This window comes from Sulfurivermis fontis, assembly GCF_004001245.1.
Taxonomy (GTDB): domain Bacteria; phylum Pseudomonadota; class Gammaproteobacteria; order Thiohalomonadales; family Thiohalomonadaceae; genus Sulfurivermis; species Sulfurivermis fontis.
Map to the genome: position 1 here is coordinate 2,851,545 of NZ_AP018724.1, position 14,973 is coordinate 2,866,517.

Below are 14,973 nucleotides of genomic sequence, written 5' to 3' on the forward strand. Positions count from 1 at the left end.
CCTTGCCCCATGAGCGAAACGCATCTGACGGACACCCGCTTCACGGACTTCGATCTCCCGGCATCGTTGCTGCAAGGTATTGAAGAAGCTGGATTTTCAAACTGCACGCCAATTCAGGCCAATACCCTGCCCTTGTCCTTGCAAGGCATCGATGTGGCCGGGCAGGCGCAAACGGGCACCGGCAAGACCGCCGCCTTCCTGATTGCGGTCTACAACCACCTGCTGCGCGATCCCGGTGCGCCGACGCGGCGCATCAATCAACCGCGGGCACTGATTTTGGCCCCGACGCGTGAACTGGCGATCCAGATTCACCACGACGCTGCCATTCTCGGCCGCTACACCGGCCTCAAGCTCGGCCTGGCCTACGGCGGCACCGGTTACGAACAGCAGCGCAGCACCATCGAACAGGGCGTGGATATCCTCATCGGCACACCCGGCCGCCTGATCGACTATTTCAAGCAGCATGTCTTCGATCTGAAGGCCATCCAGGTGATGGTGGTGGACGAGGCGGACCGCATGTTCGACCTCGGCTTCATCGCCGATCTGCGCTACATGCTGCGGCGCATGCCTCCGCCACACCAGCGCCTCAGCATGCTGTTCTCCGCCACCCTGTCGTTGCGCGTGACGGAGCTGGCCTACGAACACATGAACAACCCCACCCTGGTGGAGGTGGAGCCGGACAAGGTCACCGCCGATCGGGTCAAGCAGGAGATGTATTTTCCCGCCAGCAATGAAAAGATTCCGCTGCTGCTCGGCCTGTTGCACAAATTGCGGCCGACGCGTGCCATCGTTTTCGTCAATACCAAGCGCGCCGCGGATCGTGTATGGGCCTATCTGGAAGGCAACGGTTACAAGACCGCCATCCTCTCCGGCGACGTGCCGCAGCAAAAACGCCAGCGCCTGCTGGCCCAGTTCGAATCCGGTGCGTTCCCCATGCTGGTCGCCACCGACGTGGCGGCACGCGGCCTGCACATCCCCGACGTCACCCACGTATTCAACTACGACCTGCCGCAGGATGCCGAGGACTACGTACATCGCATCGGCCGCACCGCGCGGGCCGGCGCCAGCGGCGAGGCGATCAGCTTTGCCTGCGAGGAATACGCCTTCTCGCTGATGGACATCGAGGCCTATGTCGGCCACAAGATCCCGGTCAGCAGCATCAGCAGCGAGTTGCTGCGCGAACCGCTGCCACCGGTGAAGTCGGAACACCGCCGCCATCCCGACAAGCGCGGCGGCCCGCGCCGCTCCGGTGGCGGCGGAGGCCGTCGTCGCCGCTAGCCCAGTCGTTCCAGCAACGCCAGCAGCTGTTCCTGTTCCACCGGCTTGGACAGAAATGCATCCATTCCTGCCGCCAGGCAGCGCTCCCGATCTTCGACCGTGGCATTGGCCGTAAGCGCGACAATGGGCGTGCGCTGCCCGGCCGGCTCTTCCATGCGCCAGCGCCGTGTGGCCTCCAGGCCATCCACCTGCGGCATGCGCATGTCCATCAGCACCAGGTCAAAATGACCGCGCGCCAGCATCGCCAGCGCATCGGCACCGTTCTCAACCCAAACGACGCGATGACCGGCCTGTTCCAGAAAACTGCGGATTACCAGGGCATTTATGCGGTTATCCTCCGCCAGCAGCACCCGGCGCTGTACTGCCGCGGGCAACACCGTGGGCAGCGCCATCCCGTTGCGGGCGGCACTCATCCGGGGCTGATGCTGCAACAGCGCTTGCAACGTGTCACGCAGCGACTCCAGTGTCACCGGCTTGTTCATCTGGCCGTCGAATAGAACGGCGTCGCTGTCACCATTGAAGAATGTCACGTGACAGAGCAAAACATGTTCCGTCTTCTTGTCCTGGCGCAACTGGTGCGCCAGTTCCAGCCAGGACGCTTCGCGACCGTGCTCCACCAGCATCACCAGCACCGGTGGTGCGCTGGACACAATCAACCCTGCCACTGCGGCTCCGTCCGCCGTGGCCTTCACATTCAGCCCGAGGCGTAGCGCCAGATCTTGCAGGGCACGCCGCCCCTCATTGTCCTGCTGGACGATCACCACAGACAGGCCGTGCAGCACGGCCGGCGCATCTGCTATCGCAGCCGTTGCCTCCACGGTCCACGGCAACTCGAACCAGAACAGGCTGCCCTGCCCCTCGGCACTGAACAAGCCTATCCGTCCGCCCATCAGTTGAACCAGTTCACGGGCGATGGTGGTGCCCAAACCACTGCCGCTGTAGCGGCGGGTATTGGAGGAGTCGATTTGGGTGAAACTGTCGAAGATGCTCTGTTGCCGATCGGCCGGGATGCCGATGCCGGTGTCCTCGACCTCGAAACGAACCCAGCTGCGGGCATCCGGGGCAGATTCCCCTGCCAAGGAGAAGGCGCGCACCACCACCGAACCGGACTCAGTGAACTTGATGGCATTGGACACCAGATTGATCAGTACCTGGCGCAGGCGCAGGGAGTCGCCGCGCACCAACTCCGGGATATCTGCGGCCGTATGACAGATTAGATCGAGTCCTTTCTCATGCGCCGAACAGGCCAGCATCAACGCCACCTCGTCCAGCAACTGGCGGGGTGAAAAGGTCTGTTCCAGGAGCTGCAGCTTGCCGGCCTCGATGCGCGACAGATCGAGGATGTCGTTGAGCAGGGTATGCAACGCATCGGCCGCCAGTGACAGATTGGTTACATAGGCGCGTTGATTGGGCTGCAAATCGGTTTTCTCCAGCAAGCCCAGCATGCCGATGATGCCACTCAGCGGCGTGCGTATTTCATGGCTCATGTTGGCCAGAAACTGGCTCTTGGCATGACTGGCGGCCTGGGCCCGCATGCGCTCCTCATCCAGGGCAAGATTCTTCTGCTCCAGGGACGAGAGGGTCTCGCGCAGTTGTGCCGTGGCGTGATCGATGCGCCGCAACATTTCGTCACGCCCGGAGGCCAACGAGGCAATCATGCCGTTTATGCCCTGAGCCAGCGAATTGATTTCACCGCCGCCGTTGACCTGGGTGCGCACGTCGAGGTTACCGCGCGCCACCTTTTGCACCGTTTCGGTCATGGCAACGATGGGACGGGATATCTGGTAACCGATGTAGATGGCAAACAGGCTGGTAATGAACAGCAACAGGCTGGTCAGCACCAGCGACTGGGCCATGACCTCGACGCGGCGCCGGGCATTGGCCTCGGTGGACATTTCCACGAACACCCAACCGATGATATCGTTCCCGGAGTGCTCCTGGTTCACATCCGGAAAGTCGCTCACCTGGAGGCGGGTCTTGCGTATCGGTGCGCAAAACAACAGCGACTTCCGGGATTCGGCACAGACACCATCGGCATCCGGATTGGTCGCGATGTTATGCCAGTCAAAACGCACCTGGCCCACCTGCTGATACACCGCGCCCTGGGTATCACGCACACCGATCCATACGACGTCACGGCGCTGCAGCATGGATGTCGCCAGGCGCGCCAGCATCTCCTGGTTGCCCGACACCACACCATATTCGCTCGCCGGCGCGAACTGTGTGGCCAGCACGGAACCTTCCTCGCGCAGGGCGCGGTCCAGAGCCTGCAGCTGCAGGGAGGTGAAATAGGCCGACAGCGTGAGGGCAATGACCGTCCCCGGCACCAGGGCGAGCAGCAACACCTTTCGTGTAATGCTCCAGGTCTTCATTGCGCCACCTCCTGCTGCCGCACCAGGGCAGCCAGTCGGTCTTCCGGCGGCAGATTCAGCTCCAGCGCCCGCGCGACCTGATAATTCACCGAAACCGTGAAATAGGCCGGATGGCGCGCTGGCGGCAGATGTACCGGGCTGGCCGACAGAGCCGCCCGCACCATCTCACCCGCATCCTGACCGAACTGTTCCGGTGTTGAATGCACTGCCATCAGGGCACCTGCCTTGGCCAGGGCCTGGGAATACCCCACCAGGGCAATGCCCCGGTGATAGGCCGTCATGATCAAAGTACGCGCCGTGTCGGCATTGACGACGACCGGATCGGGCAGCGCCAGCAGCACCCCCGACGGTCGCATCACCTGCTCCATGGCCGCGGTCAGTTCGCGCTCGGCGGTGATGCTCGCCGTCGTGATCTGCAGCCGCTGCCGCTCACCGGCCTGGCGCAAGTCAGCGGCCAACGCAGCGGACACCGGCCCAAGTACGGCACCGACCTGATCGCGCTGCGGCAAGGCCAGACGTAACAGGGCCAGGTAACGCGACAATGGCTGTTCGAGGAACAGGCCGCTCATTTCCGTGCCCGCAGACCGCGCTAGTGCCAGATAATCATCCCGCGGCAACAACACGCAAAGCAGCGGCGCGTCCTCCCGCGCAGCGCTCAGTGTGCGTGCCGCGGCCACACCCACCGCCACCCGCAAGACAGGCCTGCTGCCGCTGTCGGATCGATACTGCTCGACGGTGCGGTAGACCAGTTCATAGTGCGCGCTATCGCGCGCAAGGGCCTGGCGCATGGCGGCAAATACGGCCCAATGATAGGTATTTTCTCCCCCCACCACCAACACACGAGGCAACTCGGCGACAGCCAGCAGCGGCATGGCCAGCAGACAAAACAGCAGCGCCAGCGCAGGCATCCGGCCTGCACCCGATTTCGGCATCCTTTCCTCAACTAAGCGCATGATTGGCGGGCTGCGTCCGGCAGCGTTCCCCTTCCTCAGGGCACCTGCAATTCGATGCCGAAGTAGACGCGCTTCTCGAGAAACACGTCATTCACGTAATCATAGTAGGGGCCGAGCAGATCGCGCACCGTGAAGAACATGGCGCCTTCCGCACCATTATTCCTGAACTGCTTGCGCAGGGTGGCATCGGCAGTCGTAAAGCTGACCGGATCACCGGCACCGGGCCACTCGAAGTTGGTGACATGGTACAGCCCCAGGCTGCCATGCCAGTCGGCAGACAGACGGCTGGCCAGCAACAGGCTCAGGGTGTGCTCCGGTGTCGCCACCGACATGTCGATATATTCATCGGGCGTGACGCGGTCCAGCGTATATCCCCTGGCATGGGCATAGGCATAGGCCAGGCTGATCAGGCTGGCGTCCGTCGGCTGGACGCGGGCCTGGATCTCGAAACCGGTGATGTTGGTGCTGCCGTCATTGGTGAATTTGTACGCACCGAAGTTCATCAACTCGTCCTGGGTCTGTGCCGGGTCGATATACGGGGCGATGACGTCACGTATTTCCTCGCGGTACAGCTTGATTTCGTACCCCACCCGGCGGTCGGCCGCATAGCTGCCGAAGCCCAGCTCATAGGAGGTCATGTGCTCCGGCCGCAGGTTGCCGGCGCTGTAATAGATCTGATCCATGGCCGTACCGGCCGGCAGCGGCGGAAAGGGCTGCTGCAGCAGCACGGCGGCATCGGCCCGCTGCTCGAACACCGCCGGGGTGCGGTAGGCCTCGGTATAGCTGGCACGCAGATAATGCGCCTCATCGACGCGGTAGTTCACAGCCAGACGCGGCGAGGTGTTGCTGCGATTGAATTCATTGTGCTCCACCAGGGCACCGACGTTGACGGTCCAGCGCTCATCCGGCTGCCACTCACCATTGGCGAAGAGGCGATACAGATTGTGCTTGTAGGCATCGGGCGTGCCCAGATAACCGGGGGCGCGGCTGTAGTCGATACGCGCCTCGGCACCCCAGGCCAGACGCCAGTCATCCGCCGGGGCGAACAGGTGCTCGAACTCCAGGTTGTAGCGCTCGGTTTCGATGGTGTAGTCCAGGCCGAGCACAAACGGCGGGATATCCGCCACCACGCCGTCCGAGTGCAGCTGGTAGTTGCGGTAAACCTGCACGCTGAACTCTTCCGTCGAACTGTGGATGTGTTTCCAGCGCAACTGCTGATAATCGCCATGGGACTGCTGCCAACGGATGGGATCATCCTCCGACGGCCCATAGCCACGCTCCCGCGGCCCGCGGCTCTCGCCGACATGGAAGGTCAGATAGTCATTCACCGTGGCGCGGTAGTCGGCACGCAGGGTCAGCGCCGTGGTGCGCTGATCGTCATTGGCCGCCTTGAGCGCACCATTATCCCAATTGAGATCGGTATGGCCGCTGTCCTCACGCTGCTCCACGGTAAGGCGATAGTCCAGGGCACCTTCAGTGCCGGCATAGCGCATGGTGCCCTTGCGGTACTGGTCCTCGCCCAGCGTAGTCTTGAAGGCAAAGCCCTGCACATCGGCCGGATGGAAGGTGATGATGTTGATGATGCCGAGGAAGGCGTTGGCGCCATAGGCCACGCCATTGGGGCCCCGCGTCACCTCGATGCGGGCGATATCCTCCAGCGATACCGGCAGGTCGACCCAGTCGACGCCGCCGGTGATGGGGGTATAGATGGAGCGCCCGTCCACCAGCACCTGCATGCGGCGGGAAAACTGGTCGCTGGCGCCGTGATAGGTCACCGTCACCCGCGACTCGCGGTCATGGCCCACCTGAAAACCGGCCACCAGCCGGAACAGCGAGGGGATATCGGTCACGCCGGCCGCCTCAATCATCTGCCGATCGATAACGGTCACCGCCGCCGGCACGTCGGCACGCTGCTGCGGCAGACGTGTGGCAGTGAGGATTACCGGCAGCTCGGCAAAGAAATCCTGCTCGCCGAGCGCCAAATCCAGTTCGTCCGCCGCCTGCGCGTGGCCGGTCCATGCCGCCAATCCCAGCAATGCACCGAGGACTTTAACCCTGTTGTTATTTGTGCTCCCCACCCGACTCTCCCCGGACGCCGCAAGGCGGGCGCCGTGCTACCATAGCACGGATCAGCCCTGCCGGGCCCGTCCCAACTATCGTGAAGCAAGCTCCGATGTCCGCCGAAAACAAGTGCAGCCTCTGCCGCAACTCCAAATGTTGTACTTATATCACCCAGCAGATCGATACGCCGCGCTCGATGCACGACTTCGACCACCTGCTGTGGCAGATTTCGCATCATAACGTTTGCATCTACAAGGATGAAGACGGCTGGTATCTGCTGGTCAACACCCCCTGCCGTCACCTGCTGCCGGGTGGAGGCTGCGGCATCTACGAGGAGCGCCCCGACATCTGCCGCCAGCATTCCAACGACTATTGCGAGTACGACGCCCCGGCGGAAGACAGTTTCAAGAAGTTCTTCGACAGCTACGAAAGCCTGCTGGCCTACTGCCGCAAGCGCTTCAAGAAGTGGGACAAGCGTTTCAAGAAGAGCAAATAGCCCGGGGCAATCCGGAATACGGCATCTGCCTATTCCGCCAGCGGCATGATATCGCCGAAATCGGCGATGGCGGGAAATTCGGTCACCTCACGCAACGGCTGGCGGCTGTCCGGCTTGCTCACCGCGCGCAGGTGGGCGATACCGTAGCTCTGGGCGGCACGCAGCACCGGCAGGCTGTCATCCACCAGCAGGGTACGGCGGGGCGCGAAGGGTTCGCGCTGCTGCATGCGCTCCCAGAACGCCGGATCCTCCTTGGGCAGGCGGAAATCGTGGGAACAGACGATGGCGTCGAAATGCCCGGCCAGGCGGGTGCGCTCCATCTTCAGCGCCAGGCTTTTCATGTGAGCATTGGTCACCAGCACCACCCGCTTGTCCATCCCCCGCAGCCGTTCCAGAAACTCCGGCACCTGCGGATGCACCGCAATGAGGTGGTCCACCTCCTCCTTGAGCAGGGCGATATCCAGCCCCAGCTCGCGTGTCCAGTAATCCAGGCAGTACCAGTCCATGGTTCCCGCCACCGCGTGAAAACGGGGATAGAGCTGGGCCTTGGCCTGCTCCGGGGCAATACCGTTCTTCTCGGCATAGCGCTGCGGCACATGCTCGGTCCAGAAATAGGTGTCGAAATTGAGATCGAGCAGGGTACCGTCCATGTCGAGCAGGACAGTGTCGATCTCCTCCCAGGGCATGGGTTGGGTAGCGGAAATGGTCATGGCCGGCATTGTACTGCGCCCTTGCCGGCGCATGTCACCCCAAAAGGGCAGGTTTCCCCTCCCTGGCGCCTCGGGTATCATCGGCCGGGCGGGACGGTGGCCGACGACTTGATCTGATGCGCGAAAAACCCAGGATTCTGCATACCAAGACGCTGGTTCAGACGCGCCTGTTCCGTATCGAGCAGGTCGACCTGCGTTTTTCCAACGGCGTCGAGACCCGCTTCGAGCGGCTCATCGGCGGCCCGCGCGGCGCCGTCCTCATCGTCCCCCTGCTCGACGACGACACCGTGCTGCTGATCCGCGAGTACGCCGCCGGGGTGGACCGTTACGAGCTGGGCCTGCCCAAGGGCCGCATCGAGGGCGAGGAGTCCATTGTCGATGCCGCCAACCGCGAGATCATGGAAGAGATCGGCTACGGCGCCCGCCACCTGCACCACCTCACCTCCCTCTCCCTGGCGCCGGGCTACCTCGGCCACACCACCCATGTGGTGCTGGCGCGCGGCCTCTATCCGCACAAGGTGCCGGGCGACGAACCGGAAGAGATCGAGGTGGTGCCCTGGCCGCTTGAGCGCCTGACAGAACTATTACAACAAGATGATTTCACCGAGGCACGCAGCATCGCTGCGCTGTTCCTCACCCGGGAGCACCTTCAGCATGAGTCAGCACCCTCATAACGATCCCTGCAACCTGCTGACGCCGGCCATCGAGATCGCCATCGAGGCCGGGCGCAAGATCATGGAGATCTACGAGAGCGACTTCGCCGTCGAGCACAAGGACGACAGCACGCCGCTCACCGCCGCCGACACCGCCGCCCACCACATCATCGACGCCGGCCTGCGCGAGCTGACCCCGGACCTGCCCATCCTCTCCGAGGAATGCGCCGACATCCCCTACAGCGAACGTGCCGCCTGGCGGCGCTACTGGCTGGTGGACCCGCTGGACGGCACCCGTGAATTCGTCAAGCGCAACGGCGAGTTCACCGTCAACATCGCCCTCGTCGAAGACCATATGCCCTTGCTCGGCATCATCTACGCGCCGGTCTTGGGTGTGTACTACTACGCCTGCCACGGCCAGGGCGCCTGGAAGCGGGATGCCGTCAACCAGCCGGTGCGCCTGCACTGCCGCCGCTGGACCGGCAACCGCGCCGTCATCGCCGGCAGCCGTTCGCACCGCGGCGCCGCGATGGAGACCTTTCTCGCCAATCTGGGGGAATATGAACTGATACCGATGGGCAGCGCGCTGAAGTCCTGCCTGGTGGCCGAGGGCAAGGCCGACATCTACCCGCGCCTCGGCCCCACCTCGGAATGGGACACCGCCGCGGCGCAGTGCATCGTGGAAGAGGCCGGCGGCCGCATCACCGACACCGCCATGCGGCCGCTGCGCTACAACACCAAGGACTCGCTGCTCAATCCCTACTTCTTCGCCTACGGCGACGCCACGGTGGACTGGTCGCAGTATCTGTAGGATGGGTGAAGCGCAGCGCAACCCATCATGAACTTTGGCCGATGGGTTTCACTTCGTTCCACCCATCCTACCAAACCTGAAAATACCATCAGTCATAAGGCGGGCCGTGCCCGCCGCAACACGGCGCCCATGGCGCGCCCTATGCCGGGCTAGTCCCTAGCCCCTGTCATACACCGCCATGATGGCCTTCAGCTCGGTCAGCACGCGCCGGCGCTGCTCCGCATCCAGTCCGTCCATCTGGGCTACCGGCTGGCCGGCCTCCAGCGCGGCGATGGTGTTGCGCACGCTGTCGCAACCCAGCTGACACAGGGCCTCGATACATTGGCTGGTGCCGTCGTTGTCACTCATGCAACCGGGATTCCTGGGGGTGGTGGTCATAGAAATATACATCATCCTGCCTGCTGCGCCTCCAGCATCTCCCAGCGCTCGTAGGCGACGGCAAGCTCGCCCTCCAGGGCCGCCAGCCGGTCCTGCGCCGCGGCGACCGCCGCCTTGTCCTGCTGGTAGAAATCCGGCGCGGACATGGCCTGGTGCAGCGCCTGCTGCTCCGCCTCCAGCGCCTCGATGCGCTGCGGCAGGGTTTCCAGCTCGCGCTGTTCCTTGTAGCTCATCTTGGCCTTGGGCCTGTCGCGCGGCGCTGCCGGGGTGGCGGGCGCCGCGGCCTTCTCCGCCGGCCGCTCTGCCGGGGTGCTGCGGCGCTGGCGTAGCCAGTCGTCGTAGCCGCCCACATAGTCGCCGATGCGCCCCCCGCCCTCGAACACCAGGGTGGAGGTGACCACGTTGTTGAGAAAGGCGCGGTCATGGCTCACCACCAGCAGGGTGCCGCTGTAGTCCACCAGCAGCGACTCCAGCAGCTCCAGTGTCTCCATGTCGAGGTCGTTGGTGGGCTCGTCCAATACCAGCACGTTGGCCGGATGGGTGAACAGCCGCGCCAGCAGCAGGCGGTTGCGCTCGCCGCCGGACAGGGCCTTGACCGGCGTGCGCGCCCGCGCCGGGGCGAACAGGAAGTCCTGCAGATAGCTCATCACGTGCTTGCTCTGGCCGTTGACGGTGATCTGCTCGCTGCCCTGGGCAACGTTGTCCAGCACCGACTTCTCCTCGTCGAGGATGGCCCGGTGCTGATCGAAATAGGCCACCTCCAGCTTGGTGCCGAGGCGCACGCTGCCCTGTTGCGGCGCCAGCTGACCGAGCAGCAGGCGCAGCAGGGTGGTCTTGCCGGCGCCGTTGGGGCCGATGATGCCCACCTTGTCGCCGCGCATGATCACCGTGGACAGATCCTTGATCACCGGTTTGCCGTCATAGCTGAATGACACGCCCTCCGCCTCCACCACCAGCTTGCCGGAACGCTCCGCCTCATTCAGCTGCAGCCGCGCCGTGCCCTGGCGCTCGCGCCGCTCGGTACGCTCGCGCCGCATCGCCTCCAGGGCGCGCACCCGGCCCTCGTTGCGCGTGCGCCGCGCCTTGATGCCCTGACGGATCCACGCCTCCTCCTCCGCCAGCTTCTTGTCGAACAGCGCATTGGCGCCGGCCTCGGCGTCCAGCGCCTCCTGCTTGCGGCGCAGGTAGGTGGCGAAATCACCGGGCCAGGAGGTCAGGCGGCCGCGGTCCAGTTCGATGATGCGGGTGGCGAGGCGTTGCAGGAAGGAACGGTCGTGGGTGACGAACAGCAGGGTGCCGTTGAAGCCGAGCAGGAATTCTTCCAGCCAGGTGATGACGTCGATGTCGAGATGGTTGGTGGGCTCGTCCAGCAGCAGCAGGTCGGGCTTGGTGATCAGCGCCTGCGCCAGCAGCACGCGGCGCTTGAGACCGCCGGAGAGGGCGGAAAACTCGGCCTCGGCGGGCAGCTCCAGGCGCGACAGCACCGTCTCCACCTCGCGGTTCAGCTCCCAGCCGCCGGCCGCCTCCAGCCGCTGCTGCACCTGCTCCAGCTTGCGCAGCATCGCGTCGCTGCAGTCCGCCGCCAGCTCGTGGCTGACATGGTGATACTCGGCCAGCAGCGCGCCGGCCGCGCCCAGCCCCGCCGCCACCACGTCATACACCGAACCGGTCAGGCCGTGCGGCACCTCCTGGGTCAGGCGCGCCACCTTCAGGCCGCCCTGGCGCACCACCTCGCCATCCTCCGGCACGATCTCGCCGGACAGCACCTTCATCAGCGTCGACTTGCCGCTGCCGTTGCGCCCCACCAGACACAACCGCTCGCCGCGCTCGATGGACAGCTCCACCCGGTCGAGCAGGGCCGGGCCGCCGAAGCTGACCGTAATACCACGCAAACCCAGTAACGCCATGACCCACATCCAAACCAGAACAAAAGGAAACTATATTCTCTCACGTCAGCCCCCGACTTACCCCATGCGGAGAGAGCCGATGCGTTACCTCTGGGCCGTCTGCCTCCTGTTCCTGCTGCCCGCGGCCAACGCCGCCGGCAGCGCCGAACTGATGGAATACCGCAGCCGCGTCATGGAAGGGGCCCAGCGCCACCTGCGCGCCGCCGCCTCCATCGTCAACGACGGCGTCGAACTGCCCGCCCACCTCGCCGAACACGCCCGTGCCCTGCAGGTCTTCAGCCGCATGATCCCCGAGATGTTCCCCCCCGGCAGCCACGGTGCCGGCAGCGACGCCAAAGCGGAGATCTGGCAGCGCTGGGAGGAATTCAGCGGACTGGCGCAACGGCTGGGGAAGAACGCGGCAGTGCTGGAAGAAACAGCGGCGGATGCAAAACGGCGCAAACAGGCCTACACCGACGTGCTGGAAACCTGCCGCACCTGTCATCGGGAGTTTCGCAAACAATGAGGCGGTTTTCGGCCAGATGCGGACGCTTGAGTGAAACAATTGCCGGTCGACACCGAAATGCCGCGCGGCATATTGCGGATCAGGAGATGCAACTTGTTGAATTCTGGCAATCAAACGCTATCCCGCGGCCGCCACTGTGCGGCGCATATTCCTTTTTCGCTGCTATGCGGCCATTCAGCGGCATAGCGGCGGTAGAAAGCCGCACAGGAAATATTGGCAATCCATTGATACTGAAAGTAATATCGAAATTCAGCGCGGGCATCCCGTCCGCATATGCGGCGGATAGTTCGCCGAATAGTAGTTAGACACCATGGGTCGTCGTCTCATACTCACGCTATTTACTGCTTTCGTAGCCGGGGTGAGTTTTGCTCAACCCAAATCATTTGTCATCTGGCTCGTAACACCTGCTGAATCAAGCAGCGCAAGCGTCGAGGTCTGGCCCGCGCCAGGAGATCGGCAGTCGTTTGTTTGGCGGCTTGTCTCTGCGGGCGGCACCATACTGGCTGAAATGAAACAACCCGTGGTACCGCCCGGCTATTCCGTCAACTACGGAGACTGCAAAGTCAATGGCGTGCTCAGGCATGATGTCATTGCATTTGTCCGCCACGCCGAAAGCCGTGAATGGTCGAGCGACATTCATAGTTTCTGGTTTGTCGACGCAAAGGCCAAGGCCTTTACCAAGTCACGGCCCAAACAAGTTACATGTCGTAATGAAGGCTATGGCGTCTAACATCGCGGTCGAGAGGGACCTTCGGCAAGCTACACTTGCCTCGGCCCCTCACCTTAAACGTTCGGCATTACACCATGATGTTCTAGGGATGCCCTGAACAAGTAATCCAATATGAGCAAGTCGTCGATATCAGCGAGTCATCACACGCCGAATCGCACCGGCAGCGCCGGTATTTGCTCATCCCGGCGGCCCGTGAGCCGCATTTGGCGTAGTGCATCGGCACTACGCCTCCAACGTGTGCAAGAGTTGCCTGCGCACCAGGTAGATGTTGGCCAGGGCGCAGGTGACAAACAGGCGGTTGGCATTCTTCTCCAATCCCCGGTAGCGGGTCTTGGCGAAACCGAATATCCGTTTGATGACACCGATGCTGCGAGCTCGGGGAGCTCGGGGTCAGAGTAAAAACTCTCGGAGCTCGGGGTCAGAGTAAAAACTCTCACCCATCCCCCTTGCTGCACTCCTGGCCCGGGTTCCCCAGCAATCCGCCATAGTCACGGAGCAAGGCTGAGGGCACCAAACTACTCTGGACGTGACAAAGCCAGCGTATCCTGCCCTCCCAACAGCTGCGCATGAAGCGCGGCCGGCTGTTCCGTCACCGGATTGCCGTCGTGGTAGAGCAGCACCAGCTCCAGCGGCCCGCCGGGCAGCGCCTTCACGGCCACCTGATCGGGGCTGATGGTGGCGCGGCCGAGGGTTTTGGTGGTCGGCCAGCCGATGTCGGTGTAGGTGGCGTAGACCAGTTCCGAGCAGACGATGCGGTCGGTGGTTTCCACGTCGAAGTTGAAATCGTAGCCCTTGCCGATCTGGCGCAGGGCGTTGAGGATGCGCCCGATGCGCTGCTGTCGATCGTTGTCCCGCGCGCGCAGGACGGCGAGGTCGTCGATGTTGAGAAAGCCCGCCAGCGGATTCAGCTCGACACCGGAGCGCAGGGCCTCGACCACGCCGGCGCCGGCGCGGATGGCCTCCTGGTGCGGCGCCACCAGCGGGTGGTCCCACAGGCCCAGGTCGCGCAGTTCCGCCTCGGTGCCGATCCAGATGGCGGCATGGCCCCAGTGGCCCGGGATCAGGGCGTCGGTCAGGCGGAACGGCGTCTTCTCCAGCAGGATGTCGCCCGCCTGCAGCCGGGCGGCCACCACCGCCGCGACATCCGTGCGCTGGTACAGCTTGCCGTGGCGCGTCTCCACCAGGCCGACGGTGTTGCCGAACAGCATGCTGAACACGCTCACGCCGCCGGCCGCTACGTCGGCCAGCTGATCCCCCGTCACCCGGCCCATGAAATTCAGCTTGCGCCCGACCACGTAGGCCGGCGAAAAGGCCTTGGTCATGTCATAGGAGGCGCTCTGCTCGATCAGGCTCTGCAGATAGCGCAGGCGTGGCGCGACATTGATTGCGGAGGCATGACGCCGCGCCCCCTCTTCATAAAAGCGGATGGCGCGCCGCACACGGGCGCGGTTGCCGATGGAGTTGTAGGAGCGGCCGATGGCGGCCAGGATCTCGCTGCCGATGCCGTAGCCGGAATCGCTGGCGTTGAGCATGCGCCGCAGGCGCACGTCCTCCTCGAACAGGGTGATGGCGAGCAGATAGTTGTCGTACAGCACCAGGGCGGCAGACAGGGACAGCATCACCCCTTCCAGGCGCTGCTGCGGGGTAAGGAGGCGGTTCAGCTCGGCATCGGCATCGAGCCAGCACTCATGCTGCTCGGCCATTTGCAGCAGCCGCTCGCGCAGATGCAGATGCAGCACCATGCCTTCGTTGAGCAGCTGCAGATCGGCACCGGTCAGCGGGCCGTTCACGCGCTTCAGGCGGCGCCCCTCGGCGATGGTATTGGCCCGATACACCAGGGCCTGCTCCACCAGTTGCTGGTAGTCCTCCAGCTCCCGCGCCAGCACCTGTTCCGCCTGCGCTACCGCGCTGTGTTCCTGTTGCAGGTGCGTCGCGCACAGCGATGGCGCCGGCGGTGCCTCCCATCCCTCCAGGATCGGATCGATGCTGGCGTGCACCGGCCAGGCCAGCAGCAGCCACAATCCGCACAGACTCTTCCGCATGATGCTCATGCCTCCCTGCCCTCCGCCGTGACACTATGCCTGCCGCCCAGTGTGCCAAACACGGCACGGCCGCCACA

Annotated in this window: 13 protein-coding genes and 1 pseudogene; 6 read left to right on the plus strand and 8 right to left on the minus strand. The window is 63.8% G+C overall.

The window, feature by feature from the left end; all coding sequences use genetic code 11:
- The first annotated feature begins 9 nt into the window (after window positions 1-9).
- Complete coding sequence (gene rhlB, locus EP379_RS14260) at window positions 10-1,278, plus strand: ATP-dependent RNA helicase RhlB (protein ID WP_127478442.1); 1,269 nt, start codon at window positions 10-12, stop codon at window positions 1,276-1,278.
- On the opposite strand, the gene EP379_RS14265 is transcribed toward rhlB, so the two are convergent.
- From EP379_RS14265 to EP379_RS14275, 3 genes are all read right to left on the minus strand, one after another.
- The gene (locus EP379_RS14265; RefSeq protein WP_127478443.1) at window positions 1,275-3,650 is read right to left on the minus strand and encodes a response regulator; all 2,376 of its coding nucleotides are present in this window, start codon (window positions 3,648-3,650) and stop codon (window positions 1,275-1,277) included. The genes rhlB and EP379_RS14265 overlap by 4 nt on opposite strands.
- Window positions 3,647-4,558, minus strand: a complete 912-nt coding sequence (locus EP379_RS14270) for an ABC transporter substrate-binding protein (RefSeq protein WP_172600503.1) — start codon at window positions 4,556-4,558, stop codon at window positions 3,647-3,649. The genes EP379_RS14265 and EP379_RS14270 overlap by 4 nt, the downstream gene beginning before the upstream one ends.
- A gap of 80 nt (window positions 4,559-4,638) precedes the next feature.
- The gene (locus EP379_RS14275; protein WP_127478445.1) at window positions 4,639-6,681 is read right to left on the minus strand and encodes a TonB-dependent receptor plug domain-containing protein; all 2,043 of its coding nucleotides are present in this window, start codon (window positions 6,679-6,681) and stop codon (window positions 4,639-4,641) included.
- A gap of 95 nt (window positions 6,682-6,776) precedes the next feature.
- Between EP379_RS14275 and EP379_RS14280 the strand changes: the two genes are divergently transcribed.
- Window positions 6,777-7,160 carry a YkgJ family cysteine cluster protein gene (locus EP379_RS14280; protein ID WP_127478446.1) on the plus strand — a complete coding sequence of 128 codons (384 nt, stop codon included), beginning with the start codon at window positions 6,777-6,779 and terminating at the stop codon, window positions 7,158-7,160.
- Between the two features lie 29 nt (window positions 7,161-7,189).
- Here EP379_RS14280 and yrfG read toward each other — a convergent pair whose 3' ends face one another.
- Window positions 7,190-7,870, minus strand: coding sequence for a GMP/IMP nucleotidase (gene yrfG, locus EP379_RS14285; RefSeq protein WP_127478447.1), 681 nt, complete (start codon window positions 7,868-7,870; stop codon window positions 7,190-7,192).
- Window positions 7,871-7,986: 116 nt separating this feature from the next.
- Between yrfG and nudE the strand changes: the two genes are divergently transcribed.
- Window positions 7,987-8,544: an ADP compounds hydrolase NudE gene (gene nudE, locus EP379_RS14290; RefSeq protein ID WP_127478448.1), complete on the plus strand. Its 558-nt coding sequence runs from the start codon at window positions 7,987-7,989 to the stop codon at window positions 8,542-8,544.
- The gene (gene cysQ / locus EP379_RS14295) at window positions 8,525-9,334 is read left to right on the plus strand and encodes a 3'(2'),5'-bisphosphate nucleotidase CysQ (protein ID WP_127478449.1); all 810 of its coding nucleotides are present in this window, start codon (window positions 8,525-8,527) and stop codon (window positions 9,332-9,334) included. The genes nudE and cysQ overlap by 20 nt, the downstream gene beginning before the upstream one ends.
- A 156-nt stretch (window positions 9,335-9,490) precedes the next feature.
- Here the strand turns inward: cysQ and EP379_RS14300 are convergent, their stop codons facing one another.
- Together EP379_RS14300 and uup are read right to left on the minus strand one after the other, a co-directional pair.
- Window positions 9,491-9,682: a hypothetical protein gene (locus tag EP379_RS14300; protein WP_127478450.1), complete on the minus strand. Its 192-nt coding sequence runs from the start codon at window positions 9,680-9,682 to the stop codon at window positions 9,491-9,493.
- Window positions 9,683-9,723: 41 nt separating this feature from the next.
- Window positions 9,724-11,619, minus strand: coding sequence for an ATP-binding cassette ATPase Uup (uup, locus tag EP379_RS14305; RefSeq protein ID WP_127478451.1), 1,896 nt, complete (start codon window positions 11,617-11,619; stop codon window positions 9,724-9,726).
- Between the two features lie 79 nt (window positions 11,620-11,698).
- Between uup and EP379_RS14310 the strand changes: the two genes are divergently transcribed.
- Window positions 11,699-12,124 (plus strand): c-type cytochrome, encoded by a 426-nt coding sequence (locus EP379_RS14310; protein ID WP_172600504.1) that lies wholly within the window; start codon window positions 11,699-11,701, stop codon window positions 12,122-12,124.
- A 310-nt stretch (window positions 12,125-12,434) separates the two neighbouring features.
- Window positions 12,435-12,854 carry a hypothetical protein gene (locus tag EP379_RS14315; protein ID WP_127478453.1) on the plus strand — a complete coding sequence of 140 codons (420 nt, stop codon included), beginning with the start codon at window positions 12,435-12,437 and terminating at the stop codon, window positions 12,852-12,854.
- 222 nt (window positions 12,855-13,076) lie between these two features.
- Here the strand turns inward: EP379_RS14315 and EP379_RS16760 are convergent.
- A pseudogene (locus EP379_RS16760) lies at window positions 13,077-13,214 on the minus strand (IS5/IS1182 family transposase); the annotation flags it as partial.
- A 155-nt stretch (window positions 13,215-13,369) separates the two neighbouring features.
- Window positions 13,370-14,905, minus strand: a complete 1,536-nt coding sequence (locus EP379_RS14325; protein ID WP_197722804.1) for a YiiX/YebB-like N1pC/P60 family cysteine hydrolase — start codon at window positions 14,903-14,905, stop codon at window positions 13,370-13,372.
- Window positions 14,906-14,973 lie beyond the last annotated feature (68 nt).